This window comes from Nocardioides ginsengisegetis, assembly GCF_014138045.1.
In the GTDB taxonomy this organism is placed as follows: domain Bacteria; phylum Actinomycetota; class Actinomycetes; order Propionibacteriales; family Nocardioidaceae; genus Nocardioides; species Nocardioides ginsengisegetis.
Genome location: NZ_JACGXA010000001.1, coordinates 1,066,426 through 1,087,754, shown reverse-complemented (window position 1 = coordinate 1,087,754; position 21,329 = coordinate 1,066,426). Strand labels below are relative to the sequence as shown.

Annotated in this window: 15 protein-coding genes and 1 pseudogene; 5 read left to right on the top strand and 11 right to left on the bottom strand. The window is 72.5% G+C overall.

Annotated elements, in window-relative coordinates:
* Positions 1 to 149 precede the first annotated feature (149 nt).
* From FB382_RS05065 to FB382_RS05045, 5 genes are read right to left on the bottom strand one after another with little or no spacing between them, the layout of a single operon-like run.
* Positions 150 to 800 (bottom strand): MOSC domain-containing protein, encoded by a 651-nt coding sequence (locus FB382_RS05065; RefSeq protein WP_182537335.1) that lies wholly within the window; start codon positions 798 to 800, stop codon positions 150 to 152.
* 12 nt (positions 801 to 812) lie between these two features.
* Positions 813 to 1,733 carry an aminoglycoside phosphotransferase family protein gene (locus tag FB382_RS05060; protein WP_182537333.1) on the bottom strand — a complete coding sequence of 307 codons (921 nt, stop codon included), beginning with the start codon at positions 1,731 to 1,733 and terminating at the stop codon, positions 813 to 815.
* 11 nt (positions 1,734 to 1,744) lie between these two features.
* Complete coding sequence (gene lepA / locus FB382_RS05055; protein ID WP_182537331.1) at positions 1,745 to 3,628, bottom strand: translation elongation factor 4; 1,884 nt, start codon at positions 3,626 to 3,628, stop codon at positions 1,745 to 1,747.
* Between the two features lie 45 nt (positions 3,629 to 3,673).
* Positions 3,674 to 5,398: a thiamine pyrophosphate-dependent enzyme gene (locus FB382_RS05050; protein ID WP_182537329.1), complete on the bottom strand. Its 1,725-nt coding sequence runs from the start codon at positions 5,396 to 5,398 to the stop codon at positions 3,674 to 3,676.
* Positions 5,399 to 5,423: 25 nt separating this feature from the next.
* Positions 5,424 to 7,004 (bottom strand): glutamate synthase-related protein, encoded by a 1,581-nt coding sequence (locus FB382_RS05045; protein WP_182537327.1) that lies wholly within the window; start codon positions 7,002 to 7,004, stop codon positions 5,424 to 5,426.
* Positions 7,005 to 7,070: 66 nt separating this feature from the next.
* Between FB382_RS05045 and FB382_RS05040 the strand changes: the two genes are divergently transcribed.
* Both FB382_RS05040 and rpsT read left to right on the top strand, forming a co-directional pair.
* Entirely contained in the window at positions 7,071 to 8,018 is a 948-nt protein-coding gene (locus tag FB382_RS05040) for a phosphotransferase family protein (protein ID WP_246377091.1), read from the top strand.
* Positions 8,019 to 8,143: 125 nt separating this feature from the next.
* On the top strand, positions 8,144 to 8,404 hold the full coding sequence (gene rpsT, locus FB382_RS05035; protein ID WP_125035432.1) for a 30S ribosomal protein S20: 261 nt from the start codon (positions 8,144 to 8,146) through the stop codon (positions 8,402 to 8,404).
* A 111-nt stretch (positions 8,405 to 8,515) separates the two neighbouring features.
* Here rpsT and holA read toward each other — a convergent pair whose 3' ends face one another.
* From holA to leuS, 5 genes are all read right to left on the bottom strand, one after another.
* Entirely contained in the window at positions 8,516 to 9,499 is a 984-nt protein-coding gene (gene holA, locus FB382_RS05030; protein WP_182537323.1) for a DNA polymerase III subunit delta, read from the bottom strand.
* A 42-nt stretch (positions 9,500 to 9,541) separates the two neighbouring features.
* Positions 9,542 to 11,818 carry a ComEC/Rec2 family competence protein gene (locus FB382_RS05025; RefSeq protein ID WP_343055489.1) on the bottom strand — a complete coding sequence of 759 codons (2,277 nt, stop codon included), beginning with the start codon at positions 11,816 to 11,818 and terminating at the stop codon, positions 9,542 to 9,544.
* A 4-nt stretch (positions 11,819 to 11,822) separates the two neighbouring features.
* A complete protein-coding gene (locus FB382_RS05020; protein WP_182537321.1) occupies positions 11,823 to 12,743 on the bottom strand; it encodes a ComEA family DNA-binding protein in 921 nt (306 codons plus the stop codon).
* A gap of 179 nt (positions 12,744 to 12,922) precedes the next feature.
* Positions 12,923 to 13,786, bottom strand: a complete 864-nt coding sequence (locus FB382_RS05015; protein ID WP_182537319.1) for a DegV family protein — start codon at positions 13,784 to 13,786, stop codon at positions 12,923 to 12,925.
* Between the two features lie 20 nt (positions 13,787 to 13,806).
* A complete protein-coding gene (gene leuS / locus FB382_RS05010; RefSeq protein ID WP_182537317.1) occupies positions 13,807 to 16,290 on the bottom strand; it encodes a leucine--tRNA ligase in 2,484 nt (827 codons plus the stop codon).
* 201 nt (positions 16,291 to 16,491) lie between these two features.
* Here leuS and FB382_RS05005 point away from each other — a divergent pair, with 201 nt between their 5' ends.
* Positions 16,492 to 17,253, top strand: a complete 762-nt coding sequence (locus tag FB382_RS05005) for an SDR family NAD(P)-dependent oxidoreductase (RefSeq protein ID WP_182537315.1) — start codon at positions 16,492 to 16,494, stop codon at positions 17,251 to 17,253.
* On the opposite strand, the gene FB382_RS05000 is transcribed toward FB382_RS05005, so the two are convergent.
* On the bottom strand, positions 17,246 to 19,111 hold the full coding sequence (locus FB382_RS05000; protein WP_182537313.1) for a CocE/NonD family hydrolase: 1,866 nt from the start codon (positions 19,109 to 19,111) through the stop codon (positions 17,246 to 17,248). The two genes, FB382_RS05005 and FB382_RS05000, sit on opposite strands and share 8 nt — an antisense overlap.
* Positions 19,112 to 19,152: 41 nt before the next feature.
* Here FB382_RS05000 and FB382_RS04995 point away from each other — a divergent pair, with 41 nt between their 5' ends.
* Together FB382_RS04995 and FB382_RS04990 are read left to right on the top strand one after the other, a co-directional pair.
* On the top strand, positions 19,153 to 20,613 hold the full coding sequence (locus FB382_RS04995) for an NAD(P)-binding domain-containing protein (protein ID WP_182537311.1): 1,461 nt from the start codon (positions 19,153 to 19,155) through the stop codon (positions 20,611 to 20,613).
* Positions 20,614 to 20,685: 72 nt separating this feature from the next.
* A pseudogene (locus FB382_RS04990) lies at positions 20,686 to 21,273 on the top strand (dienelactone hydrolase family protein); the annotation flags it as partial.
* Between the last annotated feature and the right edge of the window lie 56 nt (positions 21,274 to 21,329).

Sequence of the window (21,329 nt, the reverse complement as noted above, 5' to 3'; positions counted from 1 at the left end):
AGGGGCTGCGAGCGTGGGCTAGCACGCGAGGAGGTCGTCCGTGGTGACTTCCTCGATCAGTAACCTAGATCACCGGGTTACGGACCGGTAGCAAAACCCCCTGCACGCTCAGGATCCGGATCGTGTACCGGCCCGGCGACGATTCGTGCCTACGCCAGCGACGCGACGTACTTCTCGGCCCGCTCGCGGGCCTTCATGGGGAGCCCGTCGACCCGGAGCAGCTCCGGCAGCAGGGCGTGGTCGGTGGTCAGCGCCCGGAACATCGTCGTCACCGTGACCCCGTGACCCGGGCGGTGGCTCACGGTGATCTCGTCGCCGGCCCGTACGACGCCCTCCCGGACCACCCGCAGGTAGGGCCCGGGCCGGCCGGTCTCGGTGAAGCGGCGGACCCAGGCGCGGTTGTCGTAGCCGCAGCGACCCATCCAGTTCTTGAAGTCGTTGCACGGGATCCGCACCGAGGCGACCTCGAGGACCGCGTCGCCGACGAGCCAGCGCTCCCCCACCTCGGCCTCGTTGACGTCGATGCCGGAGGTGGTGAGGTTCTCGCCGAACTGCCCGTCGCGGACCTCCTCGCCGAGGTCGGCCGCCCACAGATCGAGGTCCTCACGGGCGAACGCGTAGACCGCCTGGTCCACGCCGCCGTGGTGACGCCGGTCGGAGATCTGGTCACCGTCGAGCCCGAGCCGACGGGCGAGCACCGGGCCGGCCACGGGCTGCTTGTCGATGGAGGTGCGCCCGATCTCGGCCCAGGCCGCCTCGCGCGGAGTGCCGAGGTTGACGGAGAGGAGGAGGGCGCCCATGCGCCGATCCTCTCAGTCCTGCATGGCCTTCGCGATCGCAATACAGCGGGTGATCCACTCCCGCTCCCCCTCGTCGGGGGCGCGCCCGGCCCGTTCGGCGTCCTGGATCGACCAGTGCGCGTTGAGCACCATCCGCACCACCACCCAGTCGCGGGCCCGCTGCTCGTCGAGGCCGCCGTCGTCGACGAGGGTGAAGAACCGCCGCCGCACCGCACCCCGGACGTTGCCCGACTCGGTGACCCGGTCCCAGAGGTTCCAGAGCATCGGGGCGGGCTCGTAGTGCGGGTCGCCCGACATCGGCTTGGGGTCGATGACCAGCCACGGCTCCCGGTCTGCAGCCAGCACGTTGTGCTGGTGCAGGTCGCCGTGCACCGTCGTGCCGACGCTCGCCGGGTCGGCCACCAGGTCCCGCGCGAGCGAGACCGCCTGCTCGACGAGCCGCCGCGGGACCGGCGCGTCCCGAGGGAGCGTGCCGAGGGCTGCGGCCCAGCGAGCGACGTACGACGTGACGGTGCGCAGCTGCGGCGGCGCCGGCCGGTGGATCACCGGGTAGAGACCGGCCACGATCTCGCACGCCTCGGTGTCGCCGACCGTGGACAGGTCGCGCGCGTGGACGCGCTCAAGCAGGAGGGCGTGGCGTCCCGGGTCTGCCCGGAGCAGCCGGACCATGCCGCGGCCGCCGGCCCGCTGCAGCATCAGCGCCTCGAACTCGCCCTCGTCGTCCCCGTCGAAGCCGACCTTGAGCACCGCCGCCTCGCCGGCAGCGGTGATCACCGGCACCACGACCGAGCAGAAGCCGCACATCGGCTCGCCGTCGACGACGAGCTTCCACTCGTCGAGGAGCTCGTCGGCCAGCCGCGGCAGGCGGTCCAGCCACACACCCCAGTCCGGCCCGAGCGCGCGCTGGCGCTCCAGGTCCGCGGGGATCCGCACCCGGGGCGTGGCTACTTCTTGCCCTTGTCGACCGAGCTGCCGGCGCCGTCGTTGGAGAGCGCGGCGACGAACGCCTCGGGCGGGACCTCGACCGAGCCGATGTTCTTCATCCGCTTCTTGCCCGCCTTCTGCTTCTCCAGCAGCTTGCGCTTGCGGCTGATGTCACCGCCGTAGCACTTGGCCAGCACGTCCTTGCGGATCGCGCGGATGTTCTCGCGGGCGATCACGCGGGCGCCGATGGCGGCCTGGATCGGCACCTCGAACTGCTGGCGCGGGATGAGCTCCTTGAGCTTGCCGGCCATCATCACGCCGTAGGAGTACGCCGCGTCGCGGTGCAGGATCGCGCTGAAGGCGTCGACCGGCTCGCCCTGGAGCAGGATGTCGACCTTGACCAGGTCGGCGACCTGGTCGCCGGAGCGTTCGTAGTCGAGCGAGGCGTAGCCCTTGGTGCGCGACTTCAGCTGGTCGAAGAAGTCGAAGACGATCTCGCCCATCGGCAGGGTGTAGCGCATCTCGACCCGGTCCTCGGACAGGTAGTCCATGCCCTGCAGCTGGCCACGCTTGAGCTGGCACAGCTCCATGATCGTGCCGATGTAGTCGGAGGGCGCCAGGATTGTCGCCTTCACGACCGGCTCGCGGACCTCGGCGATCTTGCCCTCGGGGTACTCGCTGGGGTTGGTGACGGTGTGGACCGACCCGTCCTCCATCTGGACCTCGTAGACCACGTTGGGCGCGGTCGAGATGAGCTCGAGGTTGAACTCGCGCTCGAGGCGGTCACGGGTGATCTCCATGTGCAGCAGGCCCAGGAAGCCGCAGCGGAAGCCGAATCCGAGCGCGCCGGAGGTCTCCGGCTCGAAGGTCAGGGCAGCGTCGTTGAGCTGGAGCCGCTCGAGCGCGTCGCGCAGCGTCGGGTAGTCGTCACCGTCGATCGGGTAGAGGCCGGAGTAGACCATCGGGTTGGGGTGCTTGTAGCCGCCGAGCGCTTCGGTCGCGCCGTTGTGCTGGGAGGTGACGGTGTCACCGACCCGCGACTGGCGGACGTCCTTCACGCCGGTGATCAGGTAGCCGACCTCGCCGACGCCGATCTCGGAGCCCTTGACCGGCTCGGGGCTGATCACGCCGACCTCGAGCATCTCGTGCACCGCGCCGGTCGACATCATCTTGATCCGGTCACGGTGGCTGAGCTTGCCGTCGATGACCCGGACGTAGGTGACCACGCCGCGGTAGGTGTCGTAGACGGAGTCGAAGATCAGCGCGCGCGGCGGGGCGTCCGCGTCGCCGACGGGTGCCGGCGTCTGCTTGACGATCTCGTTGAGCAGCGCCTCGACACCCAGCCCGGTCTTGGCGCTCGTCTGCAGCACCTCGGAGGGGTCGCAGCCGATCAGGCCGGCGAGCTCCGCGGCGTACTTCTCGGGGTTGGCGCTCGGCAGGTCGATCTTGTTGAGCACCGGGATGATGTGCAGGTCGGCGTTCATCGCGAGGTAGAGGTTGGCCAGCGTCTGGGCCTCGATCCCTTGGGCGGCGTCGACGAGCAGCACGGCCGCCTCGCACGCCTCGAGCGAGCGGGACACCTCGTAGGTGAAGTCGACGTGGCCGGGCGTGTCGATCATGTTGAGCACATAGGCGCCGGGCTCGGCGCCCTGCTCGTTGTCGGACGGCACCGTCCAGGGCATCCGGACGGCCTGGCTCTTGATCGTGATGCCGCGCTCGCGCTCGATGTCCATCCGGTCGAGGTACTGCGCCCGGGCGGCGCGCGCGTCGACGACTCCCGTCAGCTGGAGCATGCGGTCGGCGAGCGTCGACTTGCCGTGGTCGATGTGCGCGATGATGCAGAAGTTGCGGATGATCGCGGGATCGGTGTGGCCCGGGCGGGGCGCGGTCGATGAGGTGGCCACGAACTGCTCTCGTCAAGGATCGGGTGGACGGGGGCATTCTTCCATTCACTCGGGCGAGTCCACGAACTCCCGGGTCTTGGCGATGGCGAAGCCCCACCCCTGCTTCAGCGTGGGCTTCGGCGGTACGACGATCTCGTCGGGGTTGGTCAGCACGTCCAGGAGCACCGGGCCGGGGTGGTCGAGCATCGCCAGGACGCCCGCCTCGACGTCGTGCGGGTCCTCGACGCGAATCCCGTGCATGCCGACCGCCTCGGCCACCCGCGCGAAGTCGGGGTTGTGCAGGACCGTCCCGAACTCCGGCAGTCCGACCTGCTCCATCTCGAGCTTGACCATGCCCAGCCGGCCGTTGTCGAAGACGACCAGCTTGACCGGCAGCTCGTGGCTGACCGCGGTGATCAGGTCCCCCATCAGCATCGACAGGCCGCCGTCTCCGCAGAACGCGATCACCTGCCGGTCGCGGTCGAGGCCGGCGGCGCCGAGCGCCTGCGGCATGGCGTTGGCCATGGAGCCGAGGTTGTAGGAGCCGACCAGCCGGCGGGTGCCGCTCATCCGGACGAACCGGCTCAGCCACACCGTCGACATGCCGGTGTCGCTGGTGAACACCGCGTCCTGCGCCGCGTGCCGGTCCACGATCCCCGCGAGGAGCTCGGGCCGGACCCGGTCGGAGGCGTTGTCGACCTTGCGCCGCAGCAGCCCGACGGGCTTCTGGTCGTAGTCGGGGTCGACGAAGTGCTGCTGCCGCTCGCGCCAGTCGTCGTACGACGACCGCGCCTTGTCCAGCAGGGTCCGGTCGGTGCGGGCATCGAGCAGCGGGAGCAGCGCGGCGAGGCCGAGCCGGGCGTCGCCGACCAGGGGGTGATCGACGGGCGTGCGGCGCCCGATGTGGGTCCCGCGGACGTCGAGCTGGACGACGACCTTGCCCGTGGGCAGGAAGTCCTTGTAGGGGAAGTCGGTGCCGACGAGCACGAGCACGTCGCACCCGTCGAAGGCGATCTTGCTGGCGTGGTTGCCGATCAGGCCGGACTGCCCGACCTCGAAGGGGTTGTCGTGCTCGAGCCCCTCCTTGGCCTTGAGGGTGAGCACCATCGGCGCGGCGAGGCGGTCGGCGAGCTGCAGCACCTCGGCCCGGGCATGGCGCGCGCCCTGCCCGACGAGCAGGGTGACCCGCTCCCCCGCGTTGATCGCGTCGGCCGCCGCCCGCAGCGCCTCGGGGCCGGGCTGCTGGTCGGGCCGCTCGGCGACGAAGCGCGGGACGGCCGTGTTCTTGGGCAGGTCCAGCCCTCCCACGTCGCCCGGCAGGGTCAGCACGGCCACCCCGCGCGCCTGGAGTGCCGCGTTGCCGGCCTGCTCGATCAGGCCGGGCAGCTGGTCGATGCTGGTCACGGTCCTGCAGAAGACCGACACGTCGGCGAAGAGCGCGTCGTTGTCCACCTCCTGGAAGAAGTCGCTGCCCATCTCCTCGCGCGGCACCTGGCCGCAGATCGCCAGGACCGGCGCGTGCGACTTCTTGGCGTCGTAGAGCCCGTTGAGGAGGTGGATCGCGCCCGGCCCGACGGTGCCCATGCACACCGCGAGCCGGTCGGTCAGCTGCGCCTGGGCGCTCGCGGCGAAGGCCGCGACCTCCTCGTGGCGCACACCGACCCACTCGATGCGGTCCTCGCGCCGGATCGCGTCCGTGACCGGGTTCAGCGCGTCTCCGACGACGCCCCACACCTGGGTCACGCCGTGCTCGGCCAGCGCTTCGATCAACAGCTCGGCAACGGTGGTCAACGGAACCTCCAGGTCGGGGAACGGGTCACGGGACGAAGCGGTCGGGGTCGGCGCGCGCCCAGTCCCGCTCCCACGAGGCCGGCGCGTCGCGGAGCAGCTGGCCGGCGGCCAGGTGCGGGAAGAGGTCGCCGTACGACGCGATCGTGCCGGGCGCCGTGCGCCGCCGCAGCATGTGCGGGCGCAGCTCGTCGAAGGAGTGCAGCCCCATCGAGGCGATCACCTGCATCGCCTGGTCGACGGTGGCCTGCTGGTAGCGGAAGACCCGCTCGGTCTTGTCCGGCACGTCGAGGGCCCGCATCCGCTTGGGGTCCTGGGTCGCGACGCCGACCGGGCAGGTGTTGGTGTGGCAGGTCTGGGCCTGGATGCAGCCGACCGCCATCATCATGGCCCGCGCGGCGTTGGTGTAGTCGGCGCCCTGGATGAGCCGCTTGACCAGGTCGATGCCGGTCGCGACCTTGCCGCTGGCACCGACCTTCACCCGGTCGCGGACCCCGGCGCCGAGCAGCGCGTTGTGGACGGTCATCAGGCCCTCGGTCAGGGGCATCCCGACGTGGTCCTCGTACTCCAGCGGCGCCGCGCCGGTGCCGCCCTCGGCACCGTCGACGATGATGAAGTCGGGCGTGATCTGCTCCTCGACCATCGCCTTGCAGATGGCCAGGAAGTCGGTGCGCGAGCCCAGGCAGAGCTTGAAGCCGGCCGGCTTGCCGCCTGCGAGCTCGCGGAAGTGGCCGATGAACTGGACCAGCTCGCGCGGCGTGGAGAAGACCCGGTGGTACGACGGCGAGATCACGGTCTGGCCCTGCGGGACGTCGCGCGTCCTGGCGATCTCCGCGGTGACCTTCGCCCCGGGCAGCACCCCGCCGATGCCGGGCTTGGCGCCCTGGCTGAGCTTGAGGCTGACCATCTTCACCTGGTCGTCGGCGGCCTTCTCGGCGAACTCGCGCTCGTCGAAGCCGCCGTCGTGGGTGCGGCAGCCGAAGTAGCCCGAGCCGATCTCCCACACCAGGTCGCCGCCGTTGCGGTGGTAGGGGCTGATCGCGCCCTCGCCGGTGTCGTGGGCGAAGCCGCCCTTGGCCGCGCCGCGGTTGAGCGCCTCGATCGCGTTGGCCGACAGCGAGCCGAAGCTCATGGCGCTGACGTTGAGCAGCGCCATGTCGTAGGGCTTCGTGCAGTCGGGGCCACCGATCCGGACGCGCGGCGGCTCCTCGAGCTTGTCGACGGGGACGGTGGAGTGGAGGAGGTACTCGTAGCCCACGGCGTACAGGTCCCGCTCGGTGCCGAAGGGCTGCTCCTCCTTGATCCCCTTGGCGCGCTGGTAGATCGAGGAGCGGGTGTCGCGGTCGAAGGGTCGGCCGTCGTAGTTGCGCTCGATGAAGTACTGCTGGAGCTCGGGCCGGATCCCCTCCAGCAGGAAGCGCAGGTGACCGAGCACCGGGTAGTTGCGCAGGATCGCGTGCTTCTTCTGCACCAGGTCGTGGACGCCCACGACGAGCAGCAGGGCGAGCAGGACCAGCAGGCCCCACCAGCCGGGGCCGCCGATGGAGGCAGCCAGCGCGGTGATCGCGCCCAGCGCGATGATGATCCCGAGCACGAAGAAGCGCAGCACGTGCTGTGTCTACCACCGTCGGCAACCCGGTCGCCTGCAACCAACATGGTCGGCAAGGATGGATCCGTGACGACCCGGATCCCCACGACCGTCCCGCACGGCCGCACCGCTCGCCGCGTCGAGTGGTCGTTCCTCCCTCCGCAGGTGCGCCGCCTGGTGGAGCAACGCCTCGGCTCCCCGGTCGTGAAGGCGACCTCGCAGCCGACCGGCTTCACCCCCGGGCTGGCCTCGGTGCTGGAGTGCGAGGACGGGAGCCGGCACTTCGTGAAGGCGGCCTCGGTCAAGGCCCAGCGCGCGTTCGCGGAGTCCTACCGCACGGAGGTCCGCAAGCTCGCGGCGCTGCCGGCCGGTGTGCCGGCGCCGCGGCTGCTGTGGAGCTTCGAGGAGCACGACTGGCTGGTGCTCGCCACCGAGCACGTCGAGGCGCGACACCCCGCCCGCCCCTGGCGGCAGGACGACCTGGACCTGGCCCTGGACCTGCTCGAGGAGGTCGCCGACCGGCTGACCCCGGCTCCCGCCGCGCTCGGCCTCGACGGCTTCGCCACGGAGTACGCCGACTGGCCGGCGCTGTGGGACCACGTCCTGGCGACCTACGTGCTCCCCCACGGCGACGAGGCCGCCGCCCTGGCGGCCCGGTTCGCGGAGGTGACCGCCGGGTCGAGCGTCGTGCACACCGACGTCCGCGACGACAACCTGCTGATCACCGCCGACGGCCGGGCGCTGCTGTGCGACTGGAACTGGCCGGCGGCCGGGGCGCCCTGGCTCGACACGCTGCTCCTGCTCATCGGTCCCCGCGGAGACGGCCTCGACGCCGAGGCGGTGCTGGCCTCCCGGCGGCTGACCCGCGACGTGCCGGCCGAGCACGTCGACATCGTCCTGGCGCTCCTCACCGGTTACTTCCTCCACCAGGCCGACCAGCCGGTGCCGCCGACCTCGCCGCACCTCCGCGACGCCCAGATGTGGCAGGGTGACGTGGTCTGGGACTGGCTGTGCGAGCGGCGGGGCTGGGCCTGATCCGGTCGGATTTGGGCGCCTGAGCGGCCCGCTGCTAACCTTTTACGTCGCGTGTCCGGCTGTAGCCTGCGCCGACCGCACCCCCAGAACAGCACCACCCCCACACCTACGACGAAGGCGCAGTAGTGGCGAACATCAAGTCCCAGATCAAGCGGAACAAGCAGAACATCAAGGCGCACGAGCGCAACAAGTCGGTCAAGACCGGCCTGAAGTCTGCCGTCCGCAAGTTCCGCGAGCTCGCGGAGGCCGGTGACAAGGACGCTGCCGTTCTCGCCGGCCAGGCGGCCGCCAAGAAGCTCGACAAGGCCGCCTCCAAGGGCGTCATCCACAAGAACCAGGCCGCGAACCGCAAGTCCGCGATCGCCAAGAAGGCCGCCTCTCTCTGAGGCCCCTCGCTCTCAGGCGTCGTCCCCTCGGGGTCGACGCCTTTTTGCGTTGTCTCGGTGGTTGAGGAGCGAGCGCCAGCGAGCGTCTCGAAACCCCCCCCGCCCGAAGGCTCAGCGCTGGTCGCGGAGCCCGGTGACGGTGAGGACCAGCCGCTCGAGGGTGTAGGACGCGTCGCTGGCCGCACCCTTGATGTCGGCGTCGGCGCGGGCCACCGCACGGATCGCCCGGGCGATGCCGGCGTCGGACCAGCCGCGTGACTGGTCGCGGATCGTGCGCAGCTTCCACGGCGGGACACCGACCTCGCGGGCCAGGTCGAAGTCCTTCATGCCGCGCGGGGCGGACATGTAGCGGGCCAGGCCGCGGGCGCCGCCGGCGAACGCCGACGTGACCAGGACCGCCGGGGTGCCGGCGTCCAGGGCCCAGCGGAGCTCCTCGAGCGCCACGTGGCGGCGGCCCCAGAAGGCGGCGTCGGCCACGGCGAACGACTTGGCCTCGGCCCGGCCGCCGAAGTACTGCTTGACCTTCTCGACGGTGAGCGCCTCGCCCGGGAAGTCGCTGGCCAGCTGGCTGGCCGCGGCGGCGAGCGAGCGGAGGTCCTGGCCGACGGCCTGGATCAGGTGGTTGGCCGCCTCGTTGTCGATGGTGGAGCCGTGGGTGCGGACCTCCGAGACCACGAACGACGGGAACTCCGAGGCCTTCAGCTCCCCCGACTTGGCCTCGGTGACCGTGCGCAGCTTGCGGAGCTTGGTGAGCACGCCGCTGCCCTTCTGGCCGCCGCCGTGGACGAGCACGAGGGCGACGTCCTCGACGGGCGCCCCGGCGTAGGCCAGCAGCCCGTCGACGGACTCGTCGGGGAGGTTCTCCAGGTTGCGGACCACGACGCAGCGGATGCTGGAGAACAGCGAGGGGGCCGCCATCTCGCCCAGCGTCGCGAGCGAGAGCTCCGCCGCCTGGGACTCGGCGAGCTCGGCATCCGGGTCGTGGGCACGCACCGCCTGCCGCACCGCCCGGACCGTGCGCTCGTTGAGGTACTCCTCCTTGCCGGTGACCAGGGTGACCCGACCGAGGACGTCTGCTGCCTGTGGACCTGCCATCGTGCGAGAAGCCTGCCACAGCCCACCGACGGCCCTGCAGGCTCACCCGGACGTGACCGCCAGCAGGTCACCGTCGCGGGCGACGACGGCCACGTCGCCGTCCTGGTCGGTGCGCAGCACCCGCGCTCCGGTCGACGCGAGACCGGCGATCGTCGAGCTGGCGGGGTGGCCGTAGTCGTTGTCCGCGCCGACCGAGACGACCGCCAGCCGGGCGCCGAGCGAGGCCAGGAAGTCGAGGTCCTGGTAGCGGCTGCCGTGGTGCGGCACCTTCAGCACGTCGACCCGCAGCCCGGGCAGCTCGCGGGCGAGCTCGGCCTGCCCCTCGGGCTCCACGTCGCCCGAGAGCAGCATCCGCACCCCGTGCACCTCGGCCACCATCACCACGCTCGCCTCGTTGGCGGTGCTGCCGTCCCCCGGCCCGGTCGTGGGCGACTCCGGCAGCGGCCACACGACCTGCAGGTGGACGTCCCCCACCTCGGCGGAGGCGGCGTACGGCGCCGGGGTGGGCACCAGCCCGACGGCCGCCGCGGCCGCGCCGACCTCCTCCACGCCGTAGGGCGGGTCGAGCAGCCGGGTCGTCCAGATCGCCCCGACCCGGCGGCCGTCGAGGACGCCGGTGATCCCGTCGACGTGGTCGGCGTGGAAGTGGGTGAGCACCAGCAGCGGCACCTCGGTGATGGCGAGCCGGTCCAGGCAGCGGTCGACGAGCACCGGGTCGGGCCCGGCGTCGATGACGACGGCGGCGTGCGGCCCCGCCCGGACCGCGAGGGCGTCGCCCTGGCCGACGTCACAGGCCACCAGCACCCAGCCGGCGGGCGGCCAGCCCGGCGTCGGCGGCCGGACCAGGACCACGACGACCAGGAGCAGGCAGCTGGCGGCGCCGGCCACGCGGTGCCGCAGGACGGCCGGCGCGAGGAGGGCGACGAGCAGGGTCAGCACCGTCAGCAGGGCCAGCGACAGCACGCCGCTCCCCCACAGGACCGCGGCCGTCGGCAGCGCCGCCCCGTGCCGCGCGACGGCCACGATCCATCCCACGCACCACCCGGCGGGCGTCCCGGCCATCGTGCCGAGCGGCCCCCACACCAGGCCGAGGAGGCCGCCGGTCAGGCCGAGCACGGTCGCTGGACCGACGGCCGGGGCGGCCAGCAGGTTGGCGCCGACCGCCACGAGGCTGACCTGCCCCGAGATCGCGGCGACGAGCGGGGTGCAGGCGAGCTGGGCGGCCGCGGGCACGGCCACCGCCTCCGCGACCCAGCGAGGCAGCCACCGGGCCAGGGCGTCGCGCCAGGCGGGGGCGAGGAACAGGATCCCCGCGGTGGCCAGCACCGACAGGGCGAAGCCCGCCTCCGCCGCCAGCCCCGGGTCGACGAGCAGCAGCCCGACGACGGCGGCGCCGAGCGCCCGCCCGCCGCGCTGCCGGGCGTCCCGGCCGAGGCCGACGAGCGCCACCGAGCCCATCACCGCGGCGCGGAGCACGCTCGGCTCGGTCCGCGCCAGCAGCACGAACCCGACGATCCCCAGCGCACCCACGAGCAGCAGCCAGCGGCCCCGGACCCGGCACCACCGCGCCACGACGAGCAGGAAGCCGACCACGAGGGTCAGGTTGGTCCCGGACACGGCGAGCAGGTGGGTCAGCCCGGTGGTCCGGAAGTCGTCGGCCAGGGCGGGGTCGAGCCCGGCGTCGTCGCCGTCGACCAGCGCCGGGACCAGCGCACGCTGGTCGGCGGGCCGACCCGCGACCGAGGCGCGCAGCGACGCCCTGACCGCCTCGGCCCCGCGCCACCAGGCGTCGGGCCCGGCCAGCCCCCGCGGCGGGCCGCGGGCGGAGAGCACCGCCGCCGCGTCGCCGCCGTCGGAGGGCGCCAGCAGGCCGCCCGCGGCCACGGTCGACCCCAAGCGGACGTCGCCCCACGAGGTGTCACCCAGCACCAGGACGGGCACCGCCATGGTCCAGGCCCTCCCCCGAGCCTCGACGTGCCGGACCTCTCCCCGCACCAGCACCCGGTCACCGAACCGGCCGGACAGCATGTGCGGATCCGAGAGCACCGTCAGCTCCAGCCGCGCGGCCGCGCCGTCCCGGGCGAGCACCGCGACCGGGCTGTCGTCGACCTGGGTGTGCCGGACCAGGCCCGAGCAGCAGACGGCCCCGGCGACCAGCACGGCCACGGCGACCCCGGGCCGGCGCCGCACGGCCGCCCAGCAGCCCACGGCGACGAGCCCCGCCACCCCGGCTGCCAGGACCGTGCCGGGGGCCAGGGTAAGGAGCGCTCCCAGCCAGGCGGCCACGCCGAGCGCCGGCATCCGCAGGTCCGGGGCCACCTGCTCATACCGTCACGTAGGGCGCGAGCTTGCCGAGCGTGGCGTCCCCGATGCCGTCCACCTCGAGCAGCTCGTCGACCGAGGTGAAGCCACCGTGCTCGGTGCGCCACTGGACGATCGACCCGGCGGTCACCGGCCCGACCTCGGGCAGCGTCTCGAGCTGCTCCTGGGTGGCGGTGTTGAGGTTGACCAGAGGGCCGGGCGGCGCACCCCCGACCGGGACCGCCGACGCAGCCACGCCGACGGGCGCGGGCACACCCACGAGGATCTGCTCGCCGTCGACGAGCACGCGGGCCAGGTTGAGCGAGGACAGGTCGACCCCGGGCCGCGCGCCGCCCGCCCGCTTCAGCGCATCGATCACCCGGGAGCCGGCGTCGAGGACCACGATGCCCGGCCGGCGTACCTTGCCCGCGACGTCCACCGTCACGGTGCCACTGGCGGTGGCCGTGGCCCCGGCGGCCGCGACCGGGCTCACGACGGCGCCCGCCAGCGGGGTGCCCGACGACAGCACCGGCGCCGGCACACCGGGCGCCTCCACGGTGGACGGCTGCCCGCGGACCAGCCACCAGCACGTCACGGCCAGGCCGAGCGCCACCAGCACGGCCACGACTGCGACCTGGCCGGGGCCGAGCCGGACCCGCCCGCGCAGCGTCTCGGGGATCGCGGCGGTCAGGGTGGGTCCGGCCCGGCGGGAGGCGTGCCGTCCGGGGACCGGCAGGGCCGGTGGCGGCGACGCCTCGTCGGGGAGGTCGGGGAGGTCGGGAGGCTCACGGCGCGGGACCCGGGTGTGCCCGAACAACCAGTCCGGCTCGGGCTCGGGCTCCCCCACGGGCTCGGGCCGGACCTGCGCCAGCTCGGCGCTCAACAGCTCCAACCGCCGGGAGACGGCCTGCTCGTGCTCGGGGCTGGGGCGTCGGGTTCGCATGTCCCGAAACTAGGATTGCGAGCCCCCGGCCGGCCGCGCGCCGGACCCCGCCTGGGGACGGGCGTGCAGGGCGCCGGGCCTGTGCACGACAGGTGGCCGGCCAGCAGGCACCTGTCAGGAGGGCACCTGTCGGCACGGCGCCGGTACCGCAGCCAGCCGCAGACGCGTCCGCCGCAGCCTCAACAGGAACGCGGCGCCACGCACACGGCCAGCATCCCCGGCCCCACGTGGGCGCCCAGGACCGCGCCGAGCTCGCCGCACCACACGTCGCGGCCCTCGAGGTTGGCGGCCAGCCGGGTGGTCAGCCTGGCCGCGAGCTCGCCGGCCCGGTCCGGGCTCGCGAGGTGGGCGACGCACACGTCGACCGGCTGCTCCCCCGCCTTGGCCACGGCCAGCTCCTCCAACCGGGCCAGGGCCCGGGCGGCGGTGCGCACCTTCTCGAGCGTCGCGACCTTGCCGTCGCGGATCTCGAGGAGCGGCTTGACCGCCAGGGCGCCGCCGAACAGCGCAGCGGCGGCGCCGATGCGCCCGCCGCGGCGGAGGTACTCCAGCGTGTCCACGTAGAACAGCGACGACGAGCCCGCGGCCCGGGCGCTCGCGGCCGCGAGCGCCTCCTCGGCGCTGCCCCCGGCGTCCAGGACGTCCGCTGCGGCCAGCACGGCGTACCCGGTCGCCACGCCGACCTGGCGGCTGTCGAGCGGGTGCACCGGGATCGAGGCGTCGCGGGCGGCGAGCTGGGCGGACTCGAAGGTCCCGCTCATCTCGCCGGACAGGTGGATCGAGACGACCTCGCGCGCGCCCGCCGCAGCGGCGGCCTCGTAGGCCTCCAGCAGCGCGGCGGGCGTCGGGCGCGACGTGCTGACCGGCGTCCACTCCTTCAGAGCAGCGGCGACCAGCTCCGGCGTCGCGCCGTCCGAGCCCTCGTCGTGCACCTGCGCGCCGATGACGACCTGCAGGGGCACCACGACGATCCCGCGCTCGGCCGCCACCTCCGGAGGGAGGGTGGCGGTCGAGTCGGTGACGATCGCGACCGGGCCCGACATGCGAGGAAGGCTAGAGCACGTCAGGTGACGATGTTGACCAGCTTCGGAGCTCGGACGATCACCTTCCGGACGGTCGCCCCGTCCAGCGCCCGCTGGACGGACGCGTCGGCCAGCGCCAGCTGCTCCAGGTCGGCCTCGGAGATGTCGGGCGCGACCTCCAGGCGGGCCCGGACCTTGCCCTTGATCTGGACGACGGCGGTGACGGACTCCTCCACCAGCAGCGCCGGGTCGACCTCGGGCCAACCCGTCCGCGCGACGGTCGGCTCGTGGCCCAGGCGCGCCCACATCTCCTCGGCGGTGTACGGCGCCACCAGGGACAGCAGGATCGCGACCGCCTCGGCGGCCTCCCGGACCGCCGGGTCGGCGGGACCGCAGCCGGAGTCGATCGCCTTGCGGGTGGCGTTCACCAGCTCCATGACGCGCGCGACCATGACGTTGAACCGGTAGGACTCGACCAGCTCGCCGGCGTCGTGCACGGTCCGCGCCGTGACGCGACGCAGCGCGACGTCGCCGCCCTCGGGCGACGCGCCCACCTCCGACGCGACGTCACCGGACAGCCGCCAGGCGCGCTGCAGGAACTTCAGCGACCCGGCCGGAGACATGTCGGCCCAGTCGATGTCGTCCTCCGGCGGGCCGGCGAAGACCAGGGTCAGGCGCACCGCGTCCACACCGAAGGCACCGAGTTGGTCCCCCAGGTTGACGCCGTTGCCCAGGGACTTGCTCATCTTCTTGCCCTGGTTGATCACGAAGCCCTGGTTCAGCTGCGCCAGCCAGGGCTCGCGGAAGTCGACCAGGCCCATGTCGTTCAGGACCTTGGTGAAGAAGCGGCCGTACAGCAGGTGCAGGACGGCGTGCTCCACGCCGCCGACGTACAGGTTGCACGGCATCCAGGCGTTGACCTTGGCGCTGTCGAAGGCCTGCGTGTGGTCCTGCGGGGAGCAGTAGCGGAACATGTACCAGGACGAGTCCACGAAGGTGTCCATGGTGTCGGTGTCCCGGGTCGCCGGGCCACCGCAGGTCGGGCAGGTGGTGTTGACCCACTCGGTCGCCCCGCCCAGCGGCGAGGTGCCCTTGGGCTTCAGGTCGGCGCCGCGCAGGTCGGGCAGGGTGACCGGCAGCTGGTCCTCGGGGACCCGGACCTCGCCGTCGACCGGGCAGTGCACGATCGGGATGGGCGCACCCCAGTAGCGCTGGCGGCTCAGCAGCCAGTCGCGCAGGCGGAAGTTGACGGTGCCGCGACCCAGCCCCTGGCCCTCCAGGTAGGCGATCGTCGTCGACTTGGCCTCGGCGACGCCCAGCCCGGACAGGTCGATCTCGTCGTTGGCGGAGTTGATGGCCGGGCCGTCGCCGGTGAAGGCCTCGCCCTCCCAGTCGGCCGGCGGCTGGACGGTGCGGATGACGGGCAGGTCGAAGGCCTGGGCGAACTCCCAGTCGCGCTGGTCCTGGCCGGGCACGGCCATGATCGCGCCGGTGCCGTAGTCGGCCAGCACGTAGTCGGCGGCGTACACCGGGATCTGCGTGCCGGTCAGCGGGTTGGTCGCGTGCACGCCCAGGAAGACGCCGGTCTTGGGCCGGTCGGTCGACAGCCGGTTGATCTCGGTCTCCTTGCGGACCTCGACCAGGTAGTCGTCCAGTGCCGGGCGCTGCTCCTCGGTGACCAGCTCGCCGGCCAGCGCGGCGTCGGCCGCCACCACCATGAAGGTCGCCCCGAACAGGGTGTCGGGCCGGGTGGTGTAGACGGTGACGGGCTCGTCACGGCCCTCGATGGCGAAGTCGACGTGCGCGCCCTCGGAGCGGCCGATCCAGTTGCGCTGGGCGGTGACCACGCGGTCCGGCCAGGTCTGCTCCAGCTCGTCCAGGCCGTCCAGCAGCTCCTGGGCGTAGTCGGTGATCTTGAAGTACCACTGGGTCAGCTCCTTCTTGGTCACCTCCGCCCCGCAGCGCTCGCACGTGCCGCCGACGACCTGCTCGTTGGCCAGCACGGTCTGGTCCTGGGGACACCAGTTGACCGGGGAGTTCTTCCGGTAGGCCAGGCCGCGCTCGTGGAACTTCAGGAACAGCCACTGGGTCCAGCGGTAGTACTCCGGGTCGGAGGTGTTGAAGGTCCGCGTCCAGTCGAAGGAGGCGGCGTACTTCTTGCACGACTCGATCGAGCGCGCGATGTTGGCGCGCGTGTAGGTGTCGGGGTGCTCGTCGTTCTTGATGGCGGCGTTCTCCGCGGGCAGGCCGAAGGAGTCGAAGCCCATCGGGTTCAGGACCTCGTAGCCCTTCTGCCACCAGTAGCGCGCCATCACGTCGTGCAGCGCGAACACCTCGGCGTGGCCCATGTGCAGGTCGCCGGAGGGGTAGGGGAACATCGTCAGCGCGTACTTCTTCTCGCGCGGGGCGTCGTCGTCGGCCCGGAAGGGCTGCAGCCGGTCCCAGACGGGCAGCCACTTGTCCTGTACGGCGACCACGTCGTAGGTCTCGGCCTCGGTGTCGTGGCTCTGGGTCTGCTCGCTCATCATCGTCTCTCTCGCAGCTCGTGGGTGTTCCTGCTCCTGGCGCCCGCACCCCGGGCATGAAAAAGCCCCTCGCGCACGAGGGGCAGCCGCGTCGAAGAGTGCGTGTCGACGCGGCTAGGTAAGGAGCAGGTTCCTCTGCATGTCCTCATCGTAGCGCGAGACGACGGTCCCGGTCAGCCGACGGGTCCTAGGGTGGCGGCCATGACTGTCCCCGACATGTTCCGACTCGACGGCAAGGTCGCCGTCATCACCGGCGCCTCGAGCGGCCTCGGCGTCGCCTTCGCGCAGGGCCTGGCCGAGGCCGGGGCCGACGTCGCCCTCGGCGCCCGGCGCGTCGACCGGCTCGCCGAGACCGCCGCGCTGGTGGAGAAGACGGGGCGTCGCGCGCTCACGGTCGCCACCGACGTGGCCGACCCCGACTCCTGCACCAACCTGGTCGCGCTCGCGATGGAGGAGTTCGGCCGGGTCGACATCCTGGTCAACAACGCCGGCATCGGCACCGCCGTCCCCGCCACGAAGGAGACGCCCGAGGAGTTCCGGGCGGTCATCGACGTCAACCTCAACGGCTGCTACTGGATGGCGCAGGCCTGCGGCCGAGTCATGCAGCCCGGCTCGAGCATCATCAACATCTCCTCGGTCCTCGGGCTCACGACCGCGGGCCTCCCCCAGGCGGCGTACGCCGCGTCCAAGGCCGGCCTGATCGGGCTGACCCGCGACCTGGCGCAGCAGTGGACGGGCCGCAAGGGCATTCGCGTCAACGCGATCGCCCCGGGCTTCTTCGCCTCGGAGATGACCGAGCAGTACCCGCCCGGCTACCTCGAGCAGCAGGGCGCGCGGATCCCCGTCGGCCGCAAGGGCGACCCGGCCGAGCTCGCGGCCGCGGTGGTCTTCCTGGCCTCCCCCGCCGGCGGCTACGTCACCGGCCAGACCATCGCCGTCGACGGCGGCATGACGATCACCTGACGACACCGGGCAGGGTGAACGTCGAGGCCGTCCCGGTCGAGAGGGTCAGCACGTCGGCCACCTTGGCGTTGTACGACGTCTGGTCGGTCGTGCAGAGCACCAGCCGGACCGCGTGGCCGGCGGCGAACCGGTGGGCGAAGCCCGCGAGCCGCATGTCCACCGGCTCGCCGACCGCCGCCGCGGGCACCCGGACCGGCGCGATCAGCCGGTGCACCAGCACCGTGCTGCCGTCGGGCGCCACGTCGTAGACCTTGGCGAAGAAGACCATGTCCTGGCCGTTGCTGTTGGTCAGCAGCAGGTGCGCCTCGGGGATCCCGACGGCCGCCACGGGCCGCGCGAACGGCGCCGAGGTGAAGGCCGCGAACTGGCCGTCGATCTCGGTCGGCGGGGTGTCGCCGGAGCTCGGCGAGGCGTCCGGGCCGGTGAAGTTCGACGTCTCGGTGTAGGCCGCGGGCTCGCCGCCCTGCGGGTTGAGCATCGTGACCGACCCGCTCGTCACGGGCTTGCCCGGCGCCACCAGCGCGTCGGTGCCGGAGATCCGGAAGGTCGTCGACGCGTGCAGTGGGAACCGCGCGGACGTGCCGTACTGCTCGTCGTCGGCGCCGTGGCCGGCGTACTTCTTCCAGTCGCGGTACCAGGCGAACGCCGGGCCTCGGCCGCCCGCCGTGCCGCGCAGCCAGTGGTCCATCCAGCGCAGGGATCGCAGCGACAGGTAGCAGTGGTCCATCCGGCGCACCGAACGCAGCGTCCCGTCGTAGGCCTCGCACTCCCCCGGCTGCGAGTCGTAGCCGCCGTGGCCGCCGGAGTTCCAGATCATCCCGACCGGCACGCCGCGGCGGTGCAGCGCGCGGTAGGTCGCGCTGGCGTCGTTGAGGTTGAACAGGGTGTCGCTCTGCCCCTGCACCAGGAGCACCGGGACGTGGATCCGGTCGAGGTACGTCGACGCGGAGGCGCGCCGGATCAGCCGGCGCGCCTCGGCGTCGGAGTCGCCGGTCGAGGTCAGCAGCTCGTAGGTGCGGCACAGCGGCAGGTAGTAGCCGGGGCAGCTCGCGGCGCCGCCGATCTCGACGGGGTCGCCGGAGGCCTGCTTGGCGCCCGGGCAGTCGCCGCCGCCCATCGCGGGCTGGCTGTTGCCGAGGGCGTAGAAGAGCGAGGTCCACTCCTGCTTGAAGACCCCCTGGGCGTTGAGGCCGTGGTCGAGCCCGGTCGGGTCGCCGGGCACGACGCGGTTGTTGGGGTCGAGGGAGTAGATGAGGTTGTTCCACGTCCGGCCGACCACGCTGGTGCGGATCCGCCTGTCGTGCGCGGCCAGCGGCAGCTGGATGCCGCCGCCGTAGGACCCGCCGATGGTGCCGACGACCACGCCGCGCGCGTCGCGCCGTACGTCGCGGCGGGGCTCGAGGACCTTGTCGATCAGCTGGCGGGCGCTCTTCACGTCGTAGTCGGCCGACTGCAGCGTGACGCAGCCACCGCTCGCCCCGAAGCCCGACGAGGTGTAGGTCAGCACGACGTAGCCGTGCGCCGCGAAGAACCGGGCGGTGCTGACGACCTCCGGGGACGTCTTGTTCAGCCCGAAGCCGTGGGTCATCAGGATCGCCGGCTGCGGGTGCCGCCGGCTGGCGTTGTCCGGGACGTAGAGGCGGGTGTCGAGGTCGATCGCGATGTCGTCGTCGGGGCCGGTCACCACGGGCACCAGCCGGTCGATCGTCTTCCAGTGGTGGCTGCCGTGCGCCGCCGGCACGTGGTCGGAGCGGACGTGCGGGCGCTGCTGCCCGGCGTCCGCGGGTGCGCCGGTCGCGCCGGTCACGAGAAGGAGGAGGCCCACGACTGCTGCGGCGCTGCGCACACGGCTCGACATGGGCCGACCGTACGCCGCCGCGGACCGCTACGGTCTCGTTTGTGACTCACCCCCGAGCAGTCGTCATCGGTGCCGGCTTCGGCGGGCTGGGCGCCGCGCGCGCCCTCCGCGAGCAGGGCATCACCGACATCACCGTCCTCGAGCGGGCCGACACGGTGGGCGGGGTGTGGCGCGACAACACCTACCCGGGCGCGGCCTGCGACGTCCCGTCGCCGCTCTACTCCTGGTCGTGGGCGCCCAACCCCGCCTGGCACCGGCGCTACGCCGAGCAGCCGGACATCCTCGACTACCTGCGCCGGACGGCCGCCGACGAGGGGCTGCTCGAGCACGTCCGCACCGGCGTCGACGTGGTCTCCGCGGTCCTCGAGGAGGCGGCCGGCTTCTGGCGGCTCACCGGCCACGACGGATCGACGTACGACGCCGAGATCGTGGTGTCCGCGGTCGGCCAGCTCTCCAACCCGGTGGTGCCCGACGTCGCGGGGGCCGAGACGTTCGCGGGGCCGGCGTTCCACTCGGCGCACTGGCGCCACGACGTCGACCTGACCGGCAAGCGGGTCGCGGTGATCGGCACGGGGGCCAGCGCGATCCAGTTCGTCCCCGGCATCGTGGACCGGGTCGCCTCGATGACGGTCTTCCAGCGGAGTGCGCCGTACGTCGTCCCGAAGCCCGACCAGGAGTACCGCGAGCGGCACCACGCGCTCTTCCGCCGCTTCCCGCGCACCCAGCAGGCCGAGCGTTCCTTCGTCTACTGGATCGGCGACCGGCTCAACCGGGCGCTCGGCGAGGACTCCCGCTACAGCCGGGCTTTCGTCGGCGCGATCCGCGCGTCCTGGAAGCTCCAGCTGCGCCGCCAGGTGCCCGACCCGGCGCTGCGCGCGAAGCTCGTGCCGGACTACCCGATCGGCTGCAAGCGGCTGCTCTTCTCCAACGACTGGTACCCCGCGCTCTCCCGCGACCACGTCGACGTCGTCACCGAGAAGGTGACCGGCATCGAGCCCGGCGGGGTCCGGAGCGCCGACGGCACCCTGCACGAGGCCGACGTGCTGATCTGGGGCACCGGCTTCGCCGCGACCCGCTTCCTCGACGGGATCGACGTGCGGGGCGTCGGCGGCCGGGACCTGCACCAGGAGTGGGTCGACGGCGCCCGGGCCCACCTCGGCATCACGGTGCCCGGCTTCCCCAACCTGTTCTGCATCTACGGCCCCAACACCAACCTCGGCGGCAGCTCGATCATCGCGATGATGGAGGCGCAGGCCGGCTACGTCGCCCAGGTCGCGCGCCGGATCGCCGACGGGGACGCCCGTCTCGTGGCCGCGCACCCTGCCACGCTGGAGCGCTTCGACGCCGAGATGCAGCACCGGTTGGCGACCAGCGCGTGGTCCTCGTGCCAGAGCTGGTACGTCGACGGCGGGCGGATCACCACCAACTGGCCCGGCCTGGTCGCCGAGTACGAACGCCGCACCGCCGAGGTGGACTGGGACGACCTCCAGGTGATTTCTTGACCTTCCCCCCAGTTCCGGAACGGATCCGACCGGAACGCTGCCTAGGGTGGTGCCACCGGCGTCCACGGGGGATGCCACACAGAGAGGTCCGTCATGGCTGAGGTCGTGTTCTTCCACCACGTGCAGGGGCTGACGCCCGGGATCGTCGCGTTCGCCGACGAGCTGAGGGCCGCGGGACACACCGTGCACACGCCCGACCTCTTCGAGGGGCAGACGTTCGCCAGCATCGAGGACGGGATCGCCTACGTGCGCGCCCAGCCCGAGGGGGCACTCGACGAGCGTGCCGACAAGGCCGTCGCCTCGCTGCCGGCCGAGGTCGTCCTCGGCGGCACGTCCTTCGGCGCCGGACAGGCCCAGCGGCTGGCGAGCACCTCCACCGCCGCCGGGATCCTGCTCGAGTCCTTCGTCGGACCCGAGTGGATCCAGCCCTGGCCCGAAGGGGTGCCCGCGCAGGTGCACGGCATGGACGCCGACCCGTTCTTCGCCGAGGAGGGCGACCTGGACGCCGCCCGTGCCGTCGCGTCGACGCGCTCGGACATCGAGGTCTTCACCTACCCCGGCAACGTGCACCTCTTCACCGACAGCTCGCTGGCGGCGTACGACGCGGACGCGATGGGTGTCGTGACGTCGCGGGTGCTGGAGCTCCTCGCGAGGCTCTGACTGGGTGCGTCCCATGCGGTCCCTGCGCCACCTGTCGCGTGTTCAGGCTCCCGGCG

Coding starts and splice junctions, on each gene's coding strand:
- FB382_RS05065 (WP_182537335.1), bottom strand. CDS start 800: ATGGGCGCCCTCCTCCTCTCCGTCAACCTCGGCACTCCGCGCGAGGCG.
- leuS (WP_182537317.1), bottom strand. CDS start 16,290: ATGAGCGAGCAGACCCAGAGCCACGACACCGAGGCCGAGACCTACGAC.
- FB382_RS05015 (WP_182537319.1), bottom strand. CDS start 13,786: ATGTCGGGCCCGGTCGCGATCGTCACCGACTCGACCGCCACCCTCCCT.
- holA (WP_182537323.1), bottom strand. CDS start 9,499: ATGGCAGGTCCACAGGCAGCAGACGTCCTCGGTCGGGTCACCCTGGTC.
- FB382_RS05005 (WP_182537315.1), top strand. CDS start 16,492: ATGACTGTCCCCGACATGTTCCGACTCGACGGCAAGGTCGCCGTCATC.
- FB382_RS05020 (WP_182537321.1), bottom strand. CDS start 12,743: ATGCGAACCCGACGCCCCAGCCCCGAGCACGAGCAGGCCGTCTCCCGG.
- FB382_RS05000 (WP_182537313.1), bottom strand. CDS start 19,111: ATGTCGAGCCGTGTGCGCAGCGCCGCAGCAGTCGTGGGCCTCCTCCTT.